Consider the following 21,655-nt stretch of genomic DNA (forward strand, 5'->3'; position numbering starts at 1 on the left):
GGACGCGATGCGGAACCTCTCCGACCGCGCCGTGGGCAGGTCAGCGGATCCGCGGATCCAGTGCGGCGACGAGGATGTCCAGCACGACGTACGCGAGGATCACCAGGCCGCCGGTGACCACGATGAAGCCTTGGATGACCGGCAGATCTCCCTTCAGGACGCCGTCCAGTGCCCAGGCGCCGATGCCCGGCCACGAGAACACGATCTCGATGACCGCGGTGGCGCTGAGCATCACGCCGAAGAGGATTGCGGCGTAGGTCAGCACGGAGGTGCGAGAGGTGAGCAGCGCGTAGCGGATGACCCGGTGCTCCGGGAGCCCGCAGCCGCGGGCGAACTCGATCTGGTTGCCCGCCAGCGCATCCGTGACCCCGGTGCGCACCGTTTTGGCGAAGTAGGACGCCAGGAACAGGGCGGTGCTGATCACCGGGAGGATGGCGTGCGCGGCCATCGCGCCCAGCACATTCCATTGCCCCGCCAGGACGGCGTCCACCAGCATGATCCCGGACCGTTCCGGCGGCGGCGTGGTCGACGCGTAGAGCATGCCGGTCGGGGTCGGGAAGATCCGCAGCGTGAACACGAAGAGGTAGATCAGCACGATGCCGACCAGGAACGGCGGAACTCCCTGCAGCGCCGAGATCCCGGCGGAGAAGAACCGCCCGCTGAACTTGCGCCGGAGGTACCCGCCTGCGGTCCCGACGAGCGTGCCGAGCAGTACCGCCACGAGCAGCGACGGGATGATGATGAACAGGCTGTTGGGCAGGCGGCGCAGGACGTCCTCCAGCACCGGGATCCCGGTCAGGTACGACGTGCCGAGATCGCCGCGGAGGGTGTCCCAGAGGTAGGTGACGTACTGCTGCCACAGCGGATCGTCGAGATGCAGGGCCGCGTGCACCTTCGCGAGCTCCTCCGGACCGGCGAACTCGCCGACCACCAGCACCGCCGGGTCGCCGGGCAGCAGCCGGAGCAGGACGAACGAGAGCGTCGCGATCAGCAGGAGCATCAACGGGATCAGGGCGATCCTCTTGGCGGCGTACACCGCAAGGCGGCTCACGGGCTGACCTCCTGACTCGACAGGCCGGGCACGAGTTCCGTGGTGCGCACGCAGGCGCTGGAGCGGGTGGACGTGATCGGGGACAGCGGCACCGGGGCCTGGTCGCACCGGTCGATCCGGTGCGGGCAGCGGGACGCCAGCGGGCAGCCGGTGAACCGGGTGGCCGGGCTCGGCGATTCGCCTTGCAGCCGTTTCGGCGCCGCGGTGGTGACCTCGTCCACCGACAGCGTCGAGGACAGCATCGCGACGGTGTAGGGATGCGCGGGATGGTCGATCACGTCGGCCGTCGGCCCGGTTTCCATGAAATGCCCGAGGTACATCACGGCGGTGGTGGTGCTGAAGTACCGCACGGTCGCGATGTCGTGCGAAATGAACAGGTACGCCAGATTGTGCCGGCGCTGGAGTTCGTCGAGGAGCATGAGAATCGTTGCCCGCACGGTGAGATCCAGCGACGACGTCGGCTCGTCGAGCACGATCAGGCGCGGCCGGACGATCAGCGCCCGCGCGATGCCGATCCGCTGCTGCTGGCCGCCGCTGAGGTCACCGGGATGCCGCCGCAGGTGTGCGGCCGACAGGCCGACCTCCTCCATCGACTGCACCACCCGGTCCCGCCGGGTGGCCTTGCTTGCCGACCGGTCGAAGATCCGCAGTGGCTCGCCGACGATGGCCTCGACGGTCATCCGGGGGTTGAGCGATTCGTACGGCTCCTGGAACACCGCGGTCACCGAAGAACGCATGGCGCGCAACTGTTTTTCCGGGATCTGCGTGAGATCGGTACCGTCGATGCGGACGTGCCCCGAATCGGGCCGGGTCAGGCCGAGCACGACCCGCGCGACCGTCGATTTGCCGGACCCGCTTTCGCCGATCAGCGCCGTGGTGTGGCCCTCGTCGACGGCGAAACTGACGTCGTTGACGGCACGCACGACCGGGCCGCGGCCCCGCCGGAAGGTCTTGACGATGTTCTCAACTTCGAGCAGCGGCACCGGAAACGACCTCCTCGACAGGGTGATGGCAGGCGATCCGCCGGTCGGCGGTGAAGTCCCGCGGGGGTGGTTCGAGTTCGCCGCACTCGGGTCCGGCGGACGCACACCGGTCGACATACGGGCAGCCGGCCGGGTAGTCGATCAGGTCCGGCAGGCCACCGCGCAGGCCCCGGATCGGCGCACCGACGCGGGGGACGGCGTCGAGCAGCGCCCGGGTGTAGGGATGGGCCGGGCGGTCGAAAACCTGCCGTACCGGGCCTTCCTCCACGACCTTGCCCGCGTACATGACGAGCACCCGCGAGCAGTACTGGGCGACGACGCTCAGGTCGTGCGTCACCAGCACCAGCGAACGCTGTGACGAGGCGAGCATCGACGCGAACAGGTCCAGGATTTCGCGCTGCACCGTGACATCCAGTGCCGTGGTGGGTTCGTCCGCGAGGATGATCCGGGGCCGGTGCACAGTCGCCATCGCGATCACCACGCGTTGCGCCATACCGCCGGAAAGCTGGTGTGCGTAGCCGTCGAGCACGCGTTCCGGGCCCGCGATCCCGACCGAATTGAGGGCGGCCAGCGCGATTTCACGGCATTTTCCGGACGAGGCCGGGGAATGCGCGCGAATGCAGTTCCGGAATTGCTTCTCGATGCTCAGGATCGGGTTGAGCGCACCGAACGGGCTCTGGCTGATGAAGCCGATCCCGCTGCCCAGAATCGCGCGCAACCGCCGCCGGGACACCGTGGTGAGGTCTTCCCCGGCGAATTCGACGCGGCCGCCCGCCACTTTGCCGGGGGCGGGGGTGAGCCCGGCGATCGCGCGCAGGGTCGCGGATTTCCCGCAGCCGGATTCGCCGACGATGCCGAGCATTTCCCCGGGCCGGACCGAGAACGAAACACCGTTGACGGCGTGTACTTCACCCTGGGCGGACCCGAAAGTCACCCGGAGGTCGCGGACAGTGAGTTCCGCTGTGGTGGTTTCCGGCATCGTGTTTTCCGGCATCATCGCCGCCCCACCCCCAGCAGGTGTTCGAGGTTGTCGGCGATCAGGTTGAACGCGACGACGGTGACGAACACGGCCAGACCCGGGAACAGCGCCGCCCACCAGGCCCCTTGCGGGATGTACTGGCTGCCGTCCTGGATCATCGCGCCCCAGGCGGGCTGGGGCGGGTTCGCGCCGAGGCCGATGAAGTTCAGCGTGGCCACCACGATGATGCCGTTGGCCGCGGCGAGCGAGCTCTGCACGAGGATGATGCCGGGGACGTTCGGCAGGATGTGCCGGAAGGTGACCCGCGCGGGGGAGCAGCCGGTGGCGACCGCCGCTTCGACGAACCGGCTCTCCCGGATCGTCAGCACCTCGCCGCGGACCAGCCGGATGAACCGCGGGACGTTCACGATCGCCAGCGCCAGCACGACGTTCTCCGGCCGGTTGCCGCTGACCTTCACGATGATGATGGCCAGCACGATCAGCGGGAACGCCTGGAACACCTCGACCGCGCGCATCACCCACCCGGTCCAGCGGCCGCGGCCGCCCGCGAGCAGGCCGATCGGGACCCCGATGGCGATGGACACGAGGACGCCGCCCAAGGCCAGCGGGATGTCGCGCTGTGCGGCGTCGATGACCCGCGCGAGGATGTCGAACCCGGACCCGTCGGTGCCCATCGGATGCGTCTCGTCCGGCGGCCGGAGGATCGCGCCCGGATCGGGAGTGGTCGGGTTGTGCGGCAGCGGTGCCAGGAACCCGGCCAGGATCAGGCCGGCGAGGATCGCCGACCCGGCGATGGTGCCGGACAACCGGCGAATCCGCCGCGGCCGGTGCGTGGCCACCTTCGCGGTGCCGGGTGGTGCGGTGCCCGTGGCGGCCCGCTTCGGCGGATGCAGCTGCGTCATTGCATGCTTCCGGACATCGGTGGGTCTCCCGTGGTCCGCCGATGCTCTCCACCGGCTTCAATAGAATGACGACATTCACTATGACCCGGGGCGTTCTGTCAAGACCCGGTGCCGCTCGGCCGCGAACTGGATCGATGCGACAGGCCGGACCGTTGACAGCTTCACTATAAGCTCTTATCTTCACCAGACTTCGGTTCGGCGCTGGTCACGGCGCCGGGCCGAGCGAGGTTCGCCCCGTCGGTCAGCCCCTGGAGGGTCGTCCATGCCGAAGTCAGACATCCCCGCGCCGGAGGCGGCCGTGAGCCGTCCGGACCTGGCCGCGCTCGACCCGAGCGGCCGGCTTTACAACGAAGACCTGGCTCCCACGCCCGCCGACGACCGGCGCTGGAGCACGTACAGCCTGTTCGCCCTGTGGATGAACGACGCGCACAACGTCGGCGTCTACACCTTCGCCGCGGCCATGTTCGCGATGGGACTGCCGGCGTGGCAGGTGACCGTCGGGATCCTCCTCGGCATCGTCGTCGTCTTCCTCGGCTGCAACCTGTCGGGGTTCATGGGCAAGGACACCGGCCTGCCGTTCCCGGTGGTGAGCAGGCTGAGCTGGGGCGTGTTCGGCGCGAACGTACCGGCGCTGATCCGGGCCGTGGTGGCGATCGCGTGGTACGGCATCCAGACCTACCTTGCCTCGGTGGCCATTCTGGAGGTGCTCCGCCGGTTCCTGCCGGGCGCGGCGCGGCTGAGCGAGTTCCACCTGCTCGGGCTGGACGGGCTGTCGTGGATCTCGTTCATGCTGCTGTGGGCGATCCAGCTGGTCGTGCTCAGCCGCGGGATGGAGGTCGTCCGGCACCTGCAGGGCTGGTCCGGCCCCGCGCTGTGGCTGGTGATGATCGCGATCGCAGTGTGGCTGGTGATCCGGGCCGGCGGTGACGTGTCGTTCACGAAGAGTGTCACGAACCTCCCGGCGGGGGAGCAGGCGTACCAGACGTTGGCGGTCGCCGGGCTGAGCGTCGGCGCGCTGGCGAGCCTGATGCTGAACTTCTCCGACTTCGCCCGGTTCGCGCCCAGCCGGAAATCGGTGGTACGCGGGAACTTCTGGGGCCTGCCGGTGAACTGGACGCTGTTCGCCGTGACCTCGGTGGTGATCTCGGCGGCCTCGGTCACCGTCTACGGCCACCCGATGATCAACCCGCTGGAACTGCTCTCCGACATGGACAACGGGTTCCTGCTGGTGATCAGTGCGATCGTGGTGGTGCTGGCCGCGGTCGGGGTCAACATCGTCGCGAACTTCGTGTCGCCCGCCTACGACCTCGCCAACGTGTGGCCCAAGCGGATCGACTTCCGCAAGGGCGGCCTGATCACCGCGATCCTCGCGGTCGTGTCGCTGCCGTGGAAGCTCTTCTCCAGCCCGGTGGTGATCACCTACTTCATGGGCGGGCTGGGAGCGTTGCTCGGACCGCTCTTCGGCGTGATGGCCACCGACTACTTCCTGGTCCGCCGCCAGCAGGTGGTGATGGCGGATCTGTTCACGCCGGACAGCGCGTCCCGGTACTACTACCGGCGAGGCGTGAACCCGGTCGCGTGCATCGCGTTCGGCCTCGGCGCGGTGGTCGCGCTGGTGGTGGCTCTGGTTCCGCTGTTCCACCGGGTGGCGCCGTTCTCGTGGTTCCTCGGGGCGGCGATCTCCGCGGCGGTCTACCTCGTGCTTTCCCGGCGTGCCGTCGAGACCCGATGACCGACCCGTCCGGGATCGAGGAGGTCCGGTCGGTGGTGGGTGCGGAAGTGCTCGCCGCCGATCTGGCCGCACTCGAGGCGGCGTATGCCGACTACCGGCGCGGGATCTCGGTGCAGGCCGAGTTCGTGCGAGACCTCGAGGACGACCGATGAGCCAGCCTTGGCAGCTCGGGATCACCGCGGCGCGGGACTGCGTCCGGTCGGGTGCGCTGTCCGCGGCGGAGCTCGCCGCGAGTGTGCTGGACCGGCTCGCCGCCACCGAACCGGATGTGCACGCCTGGGCCGCCGTTGCCGACGACGTGATGGCGCAGGCAGACCGGATCGACCGGTTGCCGCCGTCCGGGCGCGCGCGGCTGCCGCTGGCCGGGATTCCGGTGGGGATCAAGGACGTGATCGACGTCGAGGGCGTGGCGGGCGAGGCCGGGTCCAGCGTGCTGGCGGGCCGCCGGCCGACCGAGGACGCCGCGGTGGTGACCGCGTTGCGCAACGCCGGTGCGATCATCCTCGGCAAGACCGTCACCCACGAGTTCGCGCTCGGCCAAGGGCATCCCGCCACGCTGAACCCGTGGGGAGCCGAGCGCTACGCGGGTGGTTCGAGTGTCGGTTCGGGGGCCGCGGTTGCAGTCGGTAGTGCATTGGGTTGCCTGGGTACCGACACGGGCGGCTCGGTCCGGAATCCGGCTGCGGTCAACGGGTTGACCGGGATGCGGCCGTCCGCCGGAACGGTCGACCTCACCGGGGTGGTGCGGGCGAGCTGGTCGTTCGACCAGATCGGGCCGATCGCGCGTTCGGTGCGCGACCTCGGGGTCCTGCTCGGCGCGATGGGCGTCGCGGGGGTCGGCGAGGTGACGGAACCCGTGCTACCGCCCCGAATCGGCGTGGATCCGGCGATGTGGCAGGACGCCGGGGTGGACCCGGAGGTCCGCACGTGCGTCGAGGATGCCTTGGGGCGGCTCGAATCCGCCGGTGCGCAGGTGGTCGAGGTACGGCTGCCGGGGGCCGAGGTCATCACGGCGGCCACCATCACGGTCGCGCTCGCCGAAGCCGCCTCGGTCCATCGCGCGTGGCTTACCGAGCGTGCGGCGGACTACCTGCCCGCAACCAGGGTGATGCTCGAAGTCGGCTTGCTGGCGCGGGACGACGAACTCGACCTGGCCCGTCAGGTGGGCGGTCTGGTCCGGCAGCAAGTCCGGGAAACCTTCGACCGCCACGAACTCGCCGCGATCGCGTCGCCGACGCTGCCGGTGATCGCACCGCTGCTGAGCCGGTACCACTCGGGCCTCACCGACGCGGAAACCGGTGACGGCCTTTCCGGCGCCCTCCGGCTGCTCACCCCGGCCAGCCTGTGCGGGCTGCCCGCAGTGTCCCTTCCCGGCGGGCTCGTCGCGGACCAGCCGGTGGGCTTGCACCTGTGCGGCCGCCACGGCGCCGACGCGGAACTGCTCGGGCTGGCGGCGCTCGCCGAACGGCTGCTCGGCCTGGAGTTGCGGCCGCCCGCTTGGCACTGAGCCGACGCTTGACCCCTCTCGTCTTCAGTGTAATGATGGATGTTCATTTTAAGACTTCTGCCTGTCTTCCCTTACCCGGTCCGCCGAATGAGGTGCCGATGGTCCTGCCGCTGGAACTGCGTGGCATCACGCGCAGGTTCGATCAGCTGGTCGCCAACGACGACGTCAGCCTGACCGTGCGGGCCGGGTCCGTGCATGCCCTGCTCGGCGAGAACGGCGCGGGGAAGTCGACCCTGATGAAGATCGCCGTCGGACTGGTACCCGCCGACCGCGGAACCGTGCTGATCAACGGGAAAGTGATGCACCGGCACACCCCGCGGCTGGCCCGCCGGCTCGGGATGGGCATGGTGCACCAGCATTTCTCGCTCGTCCCGACGATGACGGTCGCGGAGAACATGGCGCTGGGGGACCGGCCGTGGTCGCCGTCCCGCTTGCCGCGCAAGGAAATCGAGGACCGGCTGGCCGAAATCGCGGAGCGCTACGGGCTGAAGGTGGACTCGCGCGCCCGGTGCGGTGATCTCCCGGTCGCGGTGCAGCAGCGGGTCGAGATCATCCGCGCGATCCTGCACGACGCCGACGTGCTGGTCTTCGACGAGCCGACCGCAATCCTTGCGCCGCACGAGGTCGCGGACCTGCTGGACACCATCCGTGGGTTCCGGGACAGCGGCAAAGCGGTGCTGTTCGTGAGTCACAAGCTGCCCGAGGTGATGGCCATTGCCGACGAGATGACCGTGCTGCGCAAAGGCCGGGTGGTGTTCCGGTCGACGGCCGCGGAGACCGATGCGGACCGGCTGATCCGGGAGATGGTCGGCGAGACGGCTCCGGCTGCGGTACGGCATCGTCCGCCGGTTCGCGATGGCGGCACGGTGCTCGAGATCGACCGGTTGTCGGTGCGGCAGAGCGAACTCGGGAGCGGGCTGTCCGACGTCGAGGTGTCCGTCGGCGCCGGGGAGATCCTCGGGGTGGCGGCCGTCGCGGGGAACGGCCAGACCGAGCTGATCCGCGCGGTCGCCGGGTTGGTGCCGACCGAATCCGGTGCGATTCACTTGTCCGGCAAGGACATTGCCGGGATGACGGTGGCCGACCGGCGGGCAGCCGGGGTCGCGTATCTGCCGGTGGACCGGGTTTCCGAGGGCTCGGCCGTCGACCGGTCGGTGGAGGAGAACGTGCTGATGCGGCTGTATCGTGATCGCCGCTACCGGGGACGGATTTTGCTGCGGGGCCGCGACATCCGCCGGAAGGTCGAAGCGGTGGTGAGCGCGTATTCCTTGAGCGAGAAGGATGTCACCGCGCGGGCCGGGCGGCTGTCGGGCGGCAACCTCCAGCGCGTGGTCGCGGCAGCCGAGCTCGCGGGTGCACCCCGGCTGCTGCTCGCCGAGGAACCGACGTGGGGACTCGACGTCCGGGCCACGCGGTTCCTGCACGACCGCATCCGCGACCTGCGGGACGACGGCGCGGGCGTGCTGCTGGCGTCGTCCGACCTGGCGGAGCTCATCGACCTGTCGGACCGGATCATCGTGCTCTACCGCGGCCGCGTCGCCGGGACCTTCGACGCCGCCGTGGCCGACCCGGAAACCCTGGGGCGCCTGATGGTCGGGGCAGCGGCATGAGACCGGCCAGGCGGCGAGCGTTGACCACCGCGATGTCCGGCGTTGCCCGGTCGCTCGTGGCGGTCTCGATCGCGCTGCTGCTGAGCGGTGGGCTGATCGTGCTGTCCGGACAGCAGATCGGCGAGGCGTACGGGGTGATGTGGACCGGTGCGCTCGGCTCGCTGTCGGGACTGGCCGAGACCTTGCGGCTGGCCACCGGGCTGCTCTTCACCAGCCTCGGGTTCACCGTGGCGTTCCGGGCGGGCGTGTTCAACATCGGCGGTCAAGGCCAGTACGCCGCCGGGTCGTTCCTGGCCGCGTGGATCGGGTTCGGCTTCACCGATGTCCCCGGCTGGCTGGTGATCGTGCTGGCCTCGCTGGCCGGTGCCGCCGGTGGGGCACTGGCCGCGCTGCTGCCCGCGTTCCTGATGGTGCGCCTCAAGGTCAGCGAGATCATCACCAGCCTGATGAGTTCGTTCGTGATCGTGTACCTGCTCGAATACCTGGTGATCTTCCGGTTCCCGGCGAGCTCGGGCGAGATCACCGCGACGCCGGTCATCGCGGAGTCGGCTTTCCTCCCGTTGCTGATGCCGCCCAACAAGTTCTCCGTGGCGGTGATCCTCGCCGTCGCACTCGTGGCCGGATATGCGTTGCTGCTCAAGCGCACCGCGATCGGCTACGAGATGGAGATGGTGGGATCGAGCCCGCGGTTCGCGCGGTACGGCGGAATCCGGGAGGGCCGGGTCGCGCTCGTCTCGATGCTGCTGAGCGGCGCGATCATCGGCCTCGGCGGGGCACAGCAGGTACTCGGCGCCGACCATCGGTACTTCAGCCATCTCGCGTACGACGTCGCCTTCGCCGGGGTTGTGGCGAGTTTCATCGGCGGCAACCGGCCGTGGGGACTCATTCCCGCCTGTGCGTTCATGGGCGCGTTGCAGAACGGGGCGCTGCAGTTGCAGTTCTTCACCTCGGTGCCGCGCAGCGTCGCGGACATCGTCACCGGCCTGATCATGCTGCTGTCCGTGGCCGCGGCCTTCCCCGGCCGGCGTCGCCTGGTGACCTGGTGGCGGGCAAGACAGCGGGTGACAGCCTGATGTCCGCGACCGTGTGGCCCGATCTCGGCCAGTTCGTGCACGCCCTGTTCAACTTCGGCACCCCGCTGCTGCTGGCGGCTTTGGGTGCCACCTTGACCCAGCGGGCCGGGGTGTTCAACGTCGGCGTCGAGGGCATGATGGCGCTGGGCGCGTTCACTTCGGTGGCGGTCAGCATGCGCACCGGCAACCCGTGGGCCGGGGCGGGCGCCGCCGCGGTGGTCGGCGCTGCCGCCGGACTGCTGATGGCCTTCGCGGTCATCCAGTTGCGCGGGCACGAGGTCATCGTCGGCCTCGGTCTCAACGGGATCTGCGTCGGGCTCGCCAGTTACCTGCTCCTGGTCGTGTTCGGACAGCAGAAAACGCTGGTATCGCCGGACATCATCGCGCTGCCCGCGGTCCATGTCCCCGGGCTCGCCTCGGTGCCGCTGATCGGCCCGGCGCTGGACGGCCACAGCGTGCTGGTCTACGTGGCACCGGTGCTGGCCGTGGCGATTGCCTACTTCCTGCGGCGCACCCACCTGGGGATCAGCCTGCGCTCGGTCGGCGACGCACCCGTGGCAGCCGCGGCGGTCGGCGTGCGGGTGGACCGGATGCGGTACCTGGCTTTCGCCGCCTGCGGCGCGCTGGCCGGGCTCGGCGGCGCGCACGTCGCCATCGGTTTCCTGCGGCTGTTCCAAGAGGGCATGACCGCCGGGCTCGGCTTCATCGCGCTTACCGCGGCGGTCGCCGGGCGGGGCATTCCGGGGCTGGTGGTACTGGCGACGCTCGGGTTCGCGACGTTCCAGGAGATCGGGGTCGTCCTGGTCACGGCGGCGCTGCCCCCGCAGTTCGTGCAGATGGTGCCGTACGCGGTGGCGATCCTGGCGCTGACCGTGCTCGGCATCGTGCGCAGCCGGAACGGAAAACGGGCCACCCGAAGGCGGGGGGAAATCGAGCAGTGGGGGACAGCGACCGAAACCAACCACGCCTGACAGGAGTTTGCCATGCCCGGATCGAAGAGATTTACCGTGCTGTCGCTGGCCGCCGCAGCCGCGCTGATGCTGTCCGCCTGCGGAGGTGGCGGACCGGCGGCCCCGTCCGCGGAGTCCAAGGGCCTCAAGGCCGTGCTGATCGAGGTGCAGAAGCCCGGTGACAAAGGCCCGATCGACTCGATGATCGCGGCATTGAACAAGGGAGCGAAAGACTACGGGTACGAATCGGTGAAGGACGTCTACGTCGCCGATCCCGCGCAGAGCGAGCAGGCGCTGCGGCAGTTCGCCGGGCAGGGGTACAACCTCGTCATCTCCACGTTCTCCCCGCCGCAGGGTGCCACCTCGACGGTCGCCGCCGAATTCCCGAACGTCTCGTTCGTCAACGTCCAGGGCGACCCGGCGTTCAAGGGTGCGCCGTCGAACATGGCGTCCTACTCGACCGACGACGTCAGCGCGGGGTACCTCTGGGGTGTCCTGGCGGGTTCCGTGACCAAGAGCGGGAAGATCGGCTTCGAATCCGGCCCGCGGTACGGCAGTTCCGACAACGTGCTGGCCGGGATGCTGCAGGGCGTGCGGGCGGTCAACGCCAACGCGACGGTCACCGACACGTACACCGACAGCTACGACAATGCCGCGCAGGGCAAGCAGATCGCCAACCAGCTGTACGGTTCCGGGGTCGACGTGATCGCGTCGCTGGCCGCCGGGGCCGAGGTCGGCATCCGCGAGGCGGCTGCGGAGAAGCCGGACAGCAGGTTGATCATCACCGCGAACGCGCCGTCGCCGACCGAACCGGCGTCGATTGCCGCGTCGATCAGCCCCCGGTTCGACAGCGTGGTGCTCAAGGCGATGGAAAGCGTGAAGAAGGGTGATTTCAAGGGCGGCGCGGTGACGGTGCCGATTGCCAACGACAGCTGGTCGATCGGTGCCGTGGGCAAGGCCGTCCCGGCTTCCGCCAAGGCCGCGCTCGACCAGGCGCTCGCCGACCTCAAGGCCGGGAAGATCAAGCTCAAGGACGGGTCGGCGCTCGCGGAGCTGCGGGCAGGGCGCGCGTGAGGCTGATGCTGACCGGTGACCTGCTGGTCGACCGGGACGATCCAGGGAGCGCGTTCGAGCTGGTCGCCCCGGTCCTCCGGCGGGCCGACGTGCTGTTCGGCAACAACGAGTGCGTCTACACCACGTCCGAGGTCCGGGCGCCGGGCGCGGGAATCCGGGTAGCGGTGCCGCCGGGAAATGCAAAATCGTTGCGCGACAACGGTTTCGACGTCCTGTCCCTGGCCAACAACCATACGCTCGACGCGGGTCACGAAGGGCTGGTGGAAACCCTGCGTACGCTCGGCGACCTCGGCCTGGCCACCTGCGGTGCCGGACCGGACCTGGCCGCGGCCACGAGCCCGGCCCTCGCTCGGCACGGCGACGAGACGGTGGCCTTCCTCGCCTACACCTGCGTGTTCCCGCCGGGACACCAGGCGCGGGAAGGGGTTCCGGGGGTCGCGGATCTGAACGTGGTCGTGTTCCCGGAGAGCGACATCGAGGTCGCGCAGTCCGGTGCCTTGCCCACTTTGCGGGCCATCGCCGACCCCCGCAGCCTCGACCGGCTCGCCGCGCAGGTGCGGGCCGCGCGGGAGTCGGCGGACCACGTGGTGATCAGCATTCATGGCGGCGATGGGACCCGTCCGGCGAGCCTGTACGAGTACGAGCGGCAGTTCGCGCATTGCGCGATCGACGCCGGCGCGGCGATCGTGGCCGGGCACCATCATCACCTGCTTCGCGGCATCGAGCACTACGGCGGCGGGATCGTGTTCTACGGCCTCGCGCATCTGGTGTTCGACGTGCCGCGGTTCGGCGAGGAGGTCTCATCGTCCACTGTGGACTTCTTCGCCGGCCGCAACGGCGAGTACGCGCTGGGGCCGCGGGAGGGATATCCCTTGCTGCCCATGCATCCCGATGCGCGGATGACGATGGTCGCGGTCTGCGAGCTGACGCCGGCCGGGCTGGTCCGGGCGGGATTCGTCCCGTGCCGGATCAACCCGGCCGGGCAGCCTGATCCGCGCGGCACGGGGGAGGAGATCGTGGAGTACGTACGGAGCCTGATTGCGCAGGCCGGTCTACCGCCGGTGCGTTGCGTCGTCGAGGATGTCGATGGCCTGCCCGTCGTCTGGGTGCAGCCATGACCCCGTGGTGGGCGGCGGATGCCGTGACGATCAGTCAGGCGGTACGCAATCGCGAGGTGAGCGCGACCGAGGTGGTTGCGGATGTCCTGGCGCACACGAAGACCACGGACGCCGACCTGCACGCGATGGCGTACCTGGGCGTCGACGAAGCGTACGAACAGGCACATGCGGTGGACCTCGCGCTCGCGGCTGGGCGCGACCCCGGTCCGCTGGCTGGCGTGCCGGTGACGGTGAAGGACGTGTTGTTCACCAAGGACATGCCGACCGCGGCCGGGCATGTGCCGTACCGGGATTTCCTCGCGGGGTCTGACGATCTGTCGGTGGCGAGGCTGCGTCGCGCGGGCGCGGTGGTGATCGGCAAGACCGCGGTGTACGAGCTGGCGTACGGCCCCAGCGACAGCCCGCAGTGGCCCGCGGTCCGCAACCCGTGGCGTACCGACCTGACGTCCGGCGGGTCCAGTTCGGGAGCCGCGGTGGCGGTCGCGGCCGGGATGGGCCCGATCGCCGTCGGCACTGACGGCGGCGGCTCGATCCGCTGCCCGGCGAGTTTCTGCGGCATCGTCGGGCTGAAGCCGTCACGCGGGCGGATTCCGGTGCTCGTCGACAGCCGGTACCCGGGGTTGTCCAGCTGGGGCACGCTCGGCCACATCGGCCCGATGGCGCGGACAGTCGCCGACACCGCGCTGGCACTCGACGTGATGACGGGACCGGACCCGCGGGTCGCCTCGTCGCTGCCCGCGCCGGGGCCGGGCTGGCTGACGGTGCCGGAAACCGAGCTGCGGCAAGCAAAAGTCTGCTACAGCCGCGACTGGGGTTACGCCGTCACCGACCCGGCCGTGCTGGCGCAGGTGGACGAGGTGGTGGAGCGGCTCTCGGCCGAACTGGCCACGCCGATCGCCCATCGCGACCCGAAGTGGGTCGACCCGGCCCCGCTGATGCCGCCGCTGATCGCCGCCGACGCCGACCTGCAGGGGATGCGTGACCTCATCGCGCGGACCGGCGTGCAGCCCAGCGCGAGCATCGCGGCGATGCTGAGCCGGGAGTGGACCGCCGAAGAGCTCACCGAGGCCCGCCAGGGGACGTATCGGCTGGTCCGCGAGATGGCCGGGTACCTCGACGGATTCGACCTGCTCATCACGCCGACCATGGCCGTGCTGCCGTTCCCGGCGGCCGATCCGGGGCCGGTGCTCGACGGGCGGCTCTGCGAGGACATCGCCCGCTGGGCGCCGTTCACCTTCCCGATGAACCTGACCGGACAGCCCGCGATCTCCGTGCCCGCGGGCTGGACCGCGGACGGCGTCCCGGTCGGCGTGCAGATCGTCGGACGGCAGTTCGGCGACGCGCTCGTCCTGCGGTTTGCCCAGCTCTGGGAACAGCTTTCGCCGTGGCGGCACCTCCGGCCGCCGGCGGCCGACCCCGCGACCGAAGGGTGCTGAACCGATGAAAGCCATTCGTATCCACCGTTTCGGCGGCCCGGAGAACCTCGTGCTCGACGAGGTCCCGGACCCCGAACCCGGGCCCGGCCAGGTGGTCATCGACGTGGGCGCGGCCGTGCTCGGGCACCTGGACGTCGACATCATGCGCGGCGTGTCGCGGCTGCCGTTCGCGCTCCCGCACGTGATGGGGCTGGAGGCCGTCGGCCGGATCAGTGCGCTCGGTCCCGGGGTCACCGGATGGGCGATCGGCGACCGGGTGCTGCCGTCGATCATCGTCACCTGCGGGGTGTGCCGGTTCTGCCGCGGCGGCGACGATGCGTTGTGCGTCGACCTGCGGTACCAGGGCAAGACTTTCGCCGAGCGGATGGTGTGCGAGGCCGCGCACCTGACCCGGATCTCGATGGACCTGCCCGACGAGCAGGTGGTGGCGGTGCCGACCACCTTCGGTACCGCCTGGCACATGCTGTTCACCCGCGGCAACCTGCGGTTCGGCGAAACGGTGCTGATCAATTCCGTCGGCAGCGGGATCGGGTCGGCGGCGGTCCAGCTCGCCGCCGGCGCCGGAGCGCGCGTGATCGGCACCGCGAGCAGCGACGAGAAGCTCGCCAAGGCCGCGGACCTCGGCATGCACCACGGCATCAACTACCGCACGGAATCCGTGGTGGAGCAGGTCCGGAAGCTGACCGGCGGACTCGGCGCCGACCTGGTCTTCGAGCACGTCGGCGGAGACAGCTTCCGGTGGGGACTGGAGAGCATGGCGACCAACGGGCGCATGACGATCTGCGGCGCCCACTCGGGCGAGGTGGTCCCGGTCGACCTGATCGAACTCTTCCGCGGCCAGCGGTCGGTGATCGCCTCCTTCGGGTACAGCAAGAACGAAGCGGCACGATGCCTGGACCTGGCCGCCCGCGGCGCGGTGCGGCCGGTGATCCACGCGACGTACCCGCTGGCCGAGGCCGCCGCGGCGGTCACGGCGATGGAACGGCGCGAGAACTTCGGCCGGATTGCCCTGGTGATGCGCTGAGTCAGGGGTTTCCGGCCGAGACGAACCGGCGCAGCTTCGACGCATCCCGTCGCGTGGGTGCCCGCCCGATCGGCTGGGTCGGGGCGGGGCCCGGGTCGAGTTCGGGGATGGGCAGTTCCAGCGGTTCCGTGGTGACGGTGTAGCGCTCGCCGTGGTGCACGAGGTCCAGCGATGGTCCGTCGAGCACCCGGTACGTCGCTGTGTCGTGCTGGATCGACACCTGGAACCGCGTGCCGCGGAAGGTGAGCCGGAACGTGATGCTGCCCAGTTCGTCGGGGAGCCGCGGGGCGAACGACAGCTGGCCACCGTGGTCACGCAGCCCGCCGAAACCCGCGACCGCGCCCTGCCACGCGCCCGCGAGCGACGCCATGTGCAGGCCGTTGCGCACGTTGTTGTGCACGTCGTGGAGGTCGGTGAGCGCGGCCTCGGCGAGGTAGTCGTACGCGAGCTGCAGGTGCCCGACCTCCGCGGCGATCACTGCCTGCGTTCCCGCGGAAAGCGAGGAATCCCGTACCGTCCGCGCTTCGTAGTAGGCGAAATCGCGGGCCTTTTCCTCCGGGCTGAACGAATCCCCGCACAAATGCAGGGCCAGCACGAGGTCCGCCTGCTTCACGACCTGCTTGCGATACAGGTCGAAGTACGGATAGTTGAGCAGCAGCGGGTAGAAATCGTCGTCGGTACCGGCGAAATCCCATTCGTCGTGCTGCAGGAACCCTTCCGACTGCGGATGTACGCCCAGTTCCTGGTCGTACGGCAACGCCATCGCGTCGGCCGCCGCACGCCACGAATCGATTTCCGCAGTGTCCACTTCGAACTGTGCGGCGACGTCGGGATGGCGCTCGCAGACGTCCGCGGCGGCCAGCAGATTCCGCCGCGCCATCAGGTTCGTGTAGATGTTGTTGTCCGCCACCGCGGAATACTCGTCCGGCCCGGTGACGCCGTCGATCCGGAAATGCCCGTGGTGGTCGAAATGCCCGAGCGACGCCCATAGCCGCGCGGTTTCCAGCAGCAGTTCGGCGCCGCAGGTACGCTCGAAAAGCGTGTCCTCGGTGGCATTCACATAGCGCACCACGGCGTCGGCGATGTCCGCGCTCACGTGGAATGCCGCAGTACCGGCAGGCCAATACGCCGAACATTCCGCGCCATTGATGGACCGCCATGGGAAGGCTGCGCCACGCAAGCCGAGCTGGGTCGCGCGGTCCCTGGCTTTGTCCATTGTGGAGTGTCGCCACACCAGCGCGTCGCGGGCCGCGTCCGGCATCGTGTACGTGAGCACCGGCAGCACGAAGGTTTCGGTGTCCCAGAACGCATGCCCGTCGTAACCCGGGCCGGTGAGGCCCTTGCCCGCGATCGCGCGGGTCTCACCGCGGGCCCCGGCCTGCAGCAGGTGGAAGAGCGCGAACCGGACGGCCTGCTGGAGCTCCGGGTCCCCCTCGAGCTCAATGTCCGACGTGGCCCAGAAATCGTCCAGGAACTGCTGTTGCTCGGCCGCCAGCCCCTTCCAGCCGGTCTGCCGGGCGCCCGCGAGCGCGGCCTCCACCTGCGCGCGCAGCGCCGGGACGGACCGTTGCGCGGACCAGCCGTAGGCGAGGAACTTCGTGAGCCGCAGCCGTCCGCCCTTGGGCACGTCGACGGCCGCGGTGAGGCGCGCGAGGTCCTCCTCGGCGTGGATGCGGGTGCGCAGCCCGTTGTCGACCTCGATCTTGTGGTCCATCGCCGCGGCAATGCGCAATCCGGACATCCGGGTCTGGTGCACCAGCACCCCTTGGTACCCGGTGGCGTGGCAGAACTGGCCCACCAGCGGAGCGTCGAGCGCGGCGGCCACCCGAGGGTCGCGCGTGTCCGATTCGATCGGTTCGTTGGCCAGCAGGTCGGACTGCACGACTAGCTGCAGGTCCTCGTCGAGCGGCTCGACCTCGTACCGGATCGCGGCGACGGCACGCTGGGTGAACGAAACCAGCCGTTCGGTGGTCACCCGCACGCGCCGCCCGGTGGGGGAGGACCATTCGGTGACGCGGCGCAGGGTGCCTTTGCGGAAGTCGAGCACGCGGTCGTGCGCGGTCGCGATGCCGTACCGCATGTCGAGCGGTTCGTCCTCGACGAGCAGCCGGATGATCTTGCCGTCGGTGACGTTGACGACCGTCTGGCCTTCCTCCGGGTAGCCGTATCCGCCTTCGGCATAAGGCAGTTCGTGCTGCTCGTAGAACCCGTTGAGGTAGGTACCGGGCAGCCCGCGCGGTTCGCCCTCTTCGAGGGTGCCGCGCAGCCCGATGTGGCCGTTGGACACCGCGAACGCGGATTCGGTGCGCTGCAAGGCATCCACGTCGAGGCCGCGCCAGCGCAGCTCCCACGGCGAGCATTCGTAACCGTGCTCCGTCACTTGCCCTCCAGCAGGTCGGCGAGGTCGTCCACCACCACGTCGGCGCCGTGCGCACGCAGTTCGGCAGCCTGGTTCTCGCGGTTGACCCCCACCACGTAACCGAACCCGCCGGACCTGCCCGCCTGCACCCCGGACTGCGCGTCCTCGAACACCGCAGCCTGTTTCGGCTCGACACCGAGCGCCGCCGCCCCGGCCAGGAACGAATCCGGCGCAGGCTTGCCCCGCAGGTGGTCCCGCCGGATCACCAGCCCGTCGACGCGAGCCTCCACGAACCGTGACAGGTCCGCCGCGTCGAGCACCTTCGCCCCATTCGCGGACGACGTGACGACAGCGATCCGCAGCCCGGCCCGCTGCGCTTCTTCCAGATAACGCACGGAACCCGGGTACGGATTCACACCCCGCTCGTCGATGATCTTCAGCACGAGCTCGTTCTTGCGGTTGCCGATCCCGTTGACGGTCGGCGCGTCAACGGTGTCGTCCGGGGTGCCCTCGGGCAGCTCGATCCCGCGGGAGCGCAGAAACTCGCGAACGCCGTCAGCCCGCGGGCGGCCGTCGACGAAGGCCGCATAGTCGTGGTCGGTGAACTCCTGGAAACCGTCGCCGTCGCGGCTGCGCAAATACTCGTCGAACGTCCGTTTCCACGCCTCGCGGTGGAGCACGGCCGTCCCGGTGAGCACGCCGTCGAGGTCGAAGAGACAGGCGGTGATGGTGTCGGGCAGTCCGATCATGCCTTGCAACCTACCGCTCGACGGCGTCCCCCGCGGCCCCCGGTGGATGCGGCCGCACCCGATGGATGAGCTCGTGCACGGTGGCGTCGGCAAGCCGGTACCGCACCACCCGCCCATCGCGGTGCGCAGTGACCAGCCCGTGCGCCCGCAACAACCGCAACGCCTGCGACACGGCAGTGTCAGTCATCCCAGTGACGGCAGCAAGGTCGGTGACGCTGATTTCCCGCGCGTAGTGAATGGACACGAGCAACGCAAGCCGCGAGGGATCACCCACCACCGCAAACCGCTCGGCCCACTCGTCAATGACCGCACGATCACCCAGCCCGGCAACAGCCGCGGCAACGCGATCCGGATCGATAAGACGCTGCGGCTCAGTACTCACCACCCGATGATCCCACTCCCGCACCGCCCCGCTTCCAGGGCGCCGTCCGTGAAGGGAACCTTCACGGAATCTGATTCCCTCATGGTTCCCTTCACGGACTTCCCCCCACCCGCCGCTCGAACACCAAACCCTCGGCAGCCCGCAAGCCGACGCTGATCGCACCGGTGAGCACCCCGTCGTCGCCCAGTTCGCCCTGTACGACGGTGGTCGTGAGCGGCGTGAACGCCCGCAACGCCCGATCAATCGGCTCCAGCAGCAAATCCGCAGCCGTCCCCACCCCACCCCCCAGCACGATCAACTCCGGATCCACCACCGCAGCCACCGACGCGACCGTGTAAGCCAGCCGATCCGCCTCCGCCGCCACCGCCCGCCGCGCCAGCTCATCCCCCTCCCGAGCCAGCCGGAACACCTCCCGAGCCGACCGAGCCGTCCCGAGCCCCAGCTCCCGAGCCCCCCGGACCACCGACTGCGCCGCCGTCGCCTCCTCCAGATGCCCCCGGGCAGGCGGTTCACCGGCTTCATCCGACCGCATCCGCCCATACGGCAGATACCCGATCTCCCCGGCCGCGCCGGTCGCCCCGCGGAACACCCGCCCGTCGACCATCAGCCCCATGCCCACGCCGGTCCCGATCGTGATGCAGCCGACCACCGACGCCCCGCGCGCAGCCCCGCTTTCCCACTCGCCGACGGCGGTGAGGTTGGCGTCGTTCTCCACCACCAGGTCCGGCCCGACCGCCTGTTCCAGGTCGTCGAGCAGGCCGGGACGGCCCCAGCCGGGCAGGTTCGGCGCGTGCCGGAAACAGCGTTTGACCGGGTCCGCGACGCCGGGGGAGCCGAGCACGCGCACGACGATGTCGTCGTCGGTGAGCCCGGCCTCGGCGACGATGTCGCGGGCCAGCTCGCCGAGCGCGGCGACGAGCGCGTTGCCGGAACGGGCGGTGTTGCGCACGTCGCGGCGCGCGACCATGGTGCGGCCCAGGTCGGCGACCGCGACCCGGATCTGCTCGCGGCCGATGTCGAGGCCCAGCACGTAACCGGCGGTGGGATCGGCCTCGTAGAGCACGGCCGAGCGTCCGGTGCCGGTGGACGTGTGCCCGGTGGCGCGCGCGAGCCCGGCCGTCTCCAGCGCGAGCAGCGCCTGGCTGACCGTGGGCTTCGACAGCCCGGTGTCCTTCGCCACCTGCGGCCGGGTCGCGGGCCCGCCGCGGCGCAGCAGGTCGAGCACCGCCCGCTGGTTGATCCTGCGCATCCCGGCCGGGGTGCCGACCGGTGGGGTTCCCGCCACCTGCTGTGTTTCCTTCCCGTTCCGACGTCCGTCCTGCCACGGTAACCGGGTTCGCCCTGCTTCGGCAGGAAACCTTCTTTTGGCCGTCCCGGTGACGATACGGGTTCGCGCGGCCGATCCGGTGACGGCACGCGGAGCGGTCAGCCCTCGGGAAGCCAGTTCCCGTGGAACCCGGCCGGGACGCGGCCGGGCAGGTGCACGGTGGCGACCGGTTTCGCTTCGACGTCCTCCGCGTCCAGGACCACCAGTGCACTGCGGTCTTCCGCGGAGTCGTACACGTAGGTGAGCAGCCAGCCCGCGCCGTCCGGCCGGTCGTCCGCGGGGACGAACACGGCCTCGCCCGGGATCTGGCCCGGCGCGAACGTGTGCTCACGCGCGGTGGCGGCAGGCAGGTCGTAGCGGCGGAGTGTCATCGGCCCGTCCGGATCGTGGGAACCGGTGACGTGACCGAAGCGGGCATCGAGCCCGGCGAGCCGGTCGTCGATCCGCGGGAACTCGCCGGGCCGGTCGTCGAGCAGGTCCTCGGCGACGCTGTCCGCGCCGATGGTCCAGCGCCAGAGCGTGCCGCCAAGAGCGGGGCTGCCGGTACGGAACATGTGCTCGTAGCGGACGACGTGCACGACGATCCGGCCATCGGCGGTGTCGTGTGCGTTGAGCGTGTGGAAGACGTAGCACGGGTCGATCGGCAGCCAGCGCACGCCGGCCGCCGGATCGTCCCGGCGCAGCACGCCGAGCCGAGCGCCGTACGTATCGCTCCAGCGGTAAGGCAGGCCGCCGTCGCTGGTGTGGTCGAACACCACCGGCAGGTCGAAGAACACGACGTGCTGCCGGGTGAGGGCGAAATCGTGCATCATCGTGAGCCCGGGTACGTCGATCGGTTGCTGCACCACGAGTTCGCCGCTCGCGTCGGCGCGGTAATAGCTCACGTGCGGCGCGGTGATGCTGCCGTAGCCGAAGAAATGCAGTTCCCCGGTTTCCGGGCAGATTTTCGGATGCGCGGTCATCGAATCGACGAGTCTGCCGCCGAAATCGTAAACGCCGACGGTGTCGAGATCAGTGGTGATTTCGTACGGCAGCGCCGATTCGACGAGTGCCAGCGTACGTCCGGCGTGGTTGACGACGTGCGTGTTGGCGACGCTCGACCGCAAATTGCGCGTGCCGTCCGCGTTGTACAGCACGGAGTCCGGCCGGTCGAACCTCTCGGTGCGCACCCAGCGGTTGCGGTACCACGCGGCGCGGCCGTTTTCGAGCCGGACGCCGTGCACCATGCCGTCGCCGGTGAACCAGTGCGCATTGTCGTGCCGCGGGTTCGGGCCGTTGCGCAGGTACCAGCCGGTGAGTTCCGGCGGCAGCGCGCCGGTGACCGGAAGGTCGGACGCGGTGAGCTCGTCATGCACCGGCGCGTAGTGACCGGAGAGGTGGAAATCGGTGGTGGACACGG

The 21,655-nt window shown here is 69.8% G+C and carries 19 protein-coding genes; 10 read left to right on the plus strand and 9 right to left on the minus strand.

The window, feature by feature from the left end; translation table 11 throughout:
- Positions 1 to 40: 40 nt before the first annotated feature.
- Genes OO71_RS36575 through OO71_RS36590 form a run of 4 tightly spaced genes read right to left on the minus strand, consistent with a single transcriptional unit; the run spans position 41 to position 3,915 of the window.
- Positions 41 to 1,051, minus strand: coding sequence for an ABC transporter permease (locus OO71_RS36575; protein ID WP_033294595.1), 1,011 nt, complete (start codon positions 1,049 to 1,051; stop codon positions 41 to 43).
- Positions 1,048 to 2,034, minus strand: coding sequence for an oligopeptide/dipeptide ABC transporter ATP-binding protein (locus OO71_RS36580; protein WP_051792666.1), 987 nt, complete (start codon positions 2,032 to 2,034; stop codon positions 1,048 to 1,050). The genes OO71_RS36575 and OO71_RS36580 overlap by 4 nt, the downstream gene beginning before the upstream one ends.
- On the minus strand, positions 2,015 to 3,031 hold the full coding sequence (locus tag OO71_RS36585; protein ID WP_051792667.1) for an ABC transporter ATP-binding protein: 1,017 nt from the start codon (positions 3,029 to 3,031) through the stop codon (positions 2,015 to 2,017). The genes OO71_RS36580 and OO71_RS36585 overlap by 20 nt, the downstream gene beginning before the upstream one ends.
- Positions 3,028 to 3,915 carry an ABC transporter permease gene (locus OO71_RS36590; protein WP_051792668.1) on the minus strand — a complete coding sequence of 296 codons (888 nt, stop codon included), beginning with the start codon at positions 3,913 to 3,915 and terminating at the stop codon, positions 3,028 to 3,030. Before OO71_RS36590 ends, OO71_RS36585 begins: the two co-directional genes overlap by 4 nt.
- 262 nt (positions 3,916 to 4,177) lie before the next feature.
- Between OO71_RS36590 and OO71_RS36595 the strand changes: the two genes are divergently transcribed.
- The 10 genes from OO71_RS36595 to OO71_RS36635 all read left to right on the plus strand — a co-directional run bounded on the left by OO71_RS36595 (position 4,178) and on the right by OO71_RS36635 (position 15,439).
- The gene (locus tag OO71_RS36595; RefSeq protein ID WP_084145528.1) at positions 4,178 to 5,647 is read left to right on the plus strand and encodes an NCS1 family nucleobase:cation symporter-1; all 1,470 of its coding nucleotides are present in this window, start codon (positions 4,178 to 4,180) and stop codon (positions 5,645 to 5,647) included.
- A complete protein-coding gene (locus tag OO71_RS50575) occupies positions 5,644 to 5,799 on the plus strand; it encodes a hypothetical protein (protein ID WP_156096749.1) in 156 nt (51 codons plus the stop codon). Before OO71_RS36595 ends, OO71_RS50575 begins: the two co-directional genes overlap by 4 nt.
- A complete protein-coding gene (locus tag OO71_RS36600) occupies positions 5,796 to 7,154 on the plus strand; it encodes an amidase (protein WP_051792669.1) in 1,359 nt (452 codons plus the stop codon). Before OO71_RS50575 ends, OO71_RS36600 begins: the two co-directional genes overlap by 4 nt.
- A gap of 98 nt (positions 7,155 to 7,252) precedes the next feature.
- Positions 7,253 to 8,764: an ABC transporter ATP-binding protein gene (locus tag OO71_RS36605; RefSeq protein WP_033294596.1), complete on the plus strand. Its 1,512-nt coding sequence runs from the start codon at positions 7,253 to 7,255 to the stop codon at positions 8,762 to 8,764.
- Positions 8,761 to 9,837, plus strand: coding sequence for an ABC transporter permease (locus OO71_RS36610; protein ID WP_084145530.1), 1,077 nt, complete (start codon positions 8,761 to 8,763; stop codon positions 9,835 to 9,837). The genes OO71_RS36605 and OO71_RS36610 overlap by 4 nt, the downstream gene beginning before the upstream one ends.
- Complete coding sequence (locus tag OO71_RS36615; protein WP_156096750.1) at positions 9,837 to 10,808, plus strand: ABC transporter permease; 972 nt, start codon at positions 9,837 to 9,839, stop codon at positions 10,806 to 10,808. Before OO71_RS36610 ends, OO71_RS36615 begins: the two co-directional genes overlap by 1 nt.
- 12 nt (positions 10,809 to 10,820) lie before the next feature.
- Positions 10,821 to 11,861, plus strand: coding sequence for a BMP family lipoprotein (locus tag OO71_RS36620; RefSeq protein WP_084145531.1), 1,041 nt, complete (start codon positions 10,821 to 10,823; stop codon positions 11,859 to 11,861).
- Between the two features lie 5 nt (positions 11,862 to 11,866).
- Entirely contained in the window at positions 11,867 to 12,979 is a 1,113-nt protein-coding gene (locus OO71_RS36625; protein ID WP_051792671.1) for a CapA family protein, read from the plus strand.
- A complete protein-coding gene (locus OO71_RS36630; RefSeq protein WP_033294599.1) occupies positions 12,976 to 14,415 on the plus strand; it encodes an amidase in 1,440 nt (479 codons plus the stop codon). The genes OO71_RS36625 and OO71_RS36630 overlap by 4 nt, the downstream gene beginning before the upstream one ends.
- Before the next feature lie 4 nt (positions 14,416 to 14,419).
- On the plus strand, positions 14,420 to 15,439 hold the full coding sequence (locus OO71_RS36635; protein ID WP_033294600.1) for a zinc-binding dehydrogenase: 1,020 nt from the start codon (positions 14,420 to 14,422) through the stop codon (positions 15,437 to 15,439).
- Position 15,440: 1 nt separating this feature from the next.
- Here the strand turns inward: OO71_RS36635 and OO71_RS36640 are convergent, their stop codons facing one another.
- The 5 genes from OO71_RS36640 to OO71_RS36660 all read right to left on the minus strand — a co-directional run bounded on the left by OO71_RS36640 (position 15,441) and on the right by OO71_RS36660 (position 21,653).
- Complete coding sequence (locus tag OO71_RS36640) at positions 15,441 to 17,819, minus strand: glycoside hydrolase family 65 protein (RefSeq protein WP_033294601.1); 2,379 nt, start codon at positions 17,817 to 17,819, stop codon at positions 15,441 to 15,443.
- A complete protein-coding gene (locus OO71_RS36645; protein ID WP_033294602.1) occupies positions 17,816 to 18,547 on the minus strand; it encodes an HAD family hydrolase in 732 nt (243 codons plus the stop codon). Before OO71_RS36645 ends, OO71_RS36640 begins: the two co-directional genes overlap by 4 nt.
- A gap of 10 nt (positions 18,548 to 18,557) precedes the next feature.
- Complete coding sequence (locus OO71_RS36650; protein WP_033294652.1) at positions 18,558 to 18,929, minus strand: ArsR/SmtB family transcription factor; 372 nt, start codon at positions 18,927 to 18,929, stop codon at positions 18,558 to 18,560.
- A gap of 91 nt (positions 18,930 to 19,020) precedes the next feature.
- Positions 19,021 to 20,178, minus strand: coding sequence for an ROK family transcriptional regulator (locus tag OO71_RS36655; protein WP_211260788.1), 1,158 nt, complete (start codon positions 20,176 to 20,178; stop codon positions 19,021 to 19,023).
- Between the two features lie 176 nt (positions 20,179 to 20,354).
- Positions 20,355 to 21,653, minus strand: coding sequence for a carotenoid oxygenase family protein (locus tag OO71_RS36660; protein ID WP_033294604.1), 1,299 nt, complete (start codon positions 21,651 to 21,653; stop codon positions 20,355 to 20,357).
- Positions 21,654 to 21,655 lie beyond the last annotated feature (2 nt).

This window comes from Amycolatopsis jejuensis (genome assembly GCF_000717335.1).
Classification (GTDB): domain Bacteria; phylum Actinomycetota; class Actinomycetes; order Mycobacteriales; family Pseudonocardiaceae; genus Amycolatopsis; species Amycolatopsis jejuensis.

Bases quoted from the DNA above. Each gene is read 5' to 3' on its own strand.
- OO71_RS36585 (WP_051792667.1), bottom strand. From the start codon at position 3,031: ATGATGCCGGAAAACACGATGCCGGAAACCACCACAGCGGAACTCACT.
- OO71_RS36590 (WP_051792668.1), bottom strand. From the start codon at position 3,915: ATGACGCAGCTGCATCCGCCGAAGCGGGCCGCCACGGGCACCGCACCA.
- OO71_RS36595 (WP_084145528.1), top strand. From the start codon at position 4,178: ATGCCGAAGTCAGACATCCCCGCGCCGGAGGCGGCCGTGAGCCGTCCG.
- OO71_RS50575 (WP_156096749.1), top strand. From the start codon at position 5,644: ATGACCGACCCGTCCGGGATCGAGGAGGTCCGGTCGGTGGTGGGTGCG.
- OO71_RS36600 (WP_051792669.1), top strand. From the start codon at position 5,796: ATGAGCCAGCCTTGGCAGCTCGGGATCACCGCGGCGCGGGACTGCGTC.
- OO71_RS36605 (WP_033294596.1), top strand. From the start codon at position 7,253: ATGGTCCTGCCGCTGGAACTGCGTGGCATCACGCGCAGGTTCGATCAG.
- OO71_RS36610 (WP_084145530.1), top strand. From the start codon at position 8,761: ATGAGACCGGCCAGGCGGCGAGCGTTGACCACCGCGATGTCCGGCGTT.
- OO71_RS36615 (WP_156096750.1), top strand. From the start codon at position 9,837: ATGTCCGCGACCGTGTGGCCCGATCTCGGCCAGTTCGTGCACGCCCTG.
- OO71_RS36620 (WP_084145531.1), top strand. From the start codon at position 10,821: ATGCCCGGATCGAAGAGATTTACCGTGCTGTCGCTGGCCGCCGCAGCC.
- OO71_RS36625 (WP_051792671.1), top strand. From the start codon at position 11,867: ATGCTGACCGGTGACCTGCTGGTCGACCGGGACGATCCAGGGAGCGCG.
- OO71_RS36630 (WP_033294599.1), top strand. From the start codon at position 12,976: ATGACCCCGTGGTGGGCGGCGGATGCCGTGACGATCAGTCAGGCGGTA.
- OO71_RS36635 (WP_033294600.1), top strand. From the start codon at position 14,420: ATGAAAGCCATTCGTATCCACCGTTTCGGCGGCCCGGAGAACCTCGTG.
- OO71_RS36645 (WP_033294602.1), bottom strand. From the start codon at position 18,547: ATGATCGGACTGCCCGACACCATCACCGCCTGTCTCTTCGACCTCGAC.
- OO71_RS36655 (WP_211260788.1), bottom strand. From the start codon at position 20,178: ATGCGCAGGATCAACCAGCGGGCGGTGCTCGACCTGCTGCGCCGCGGC.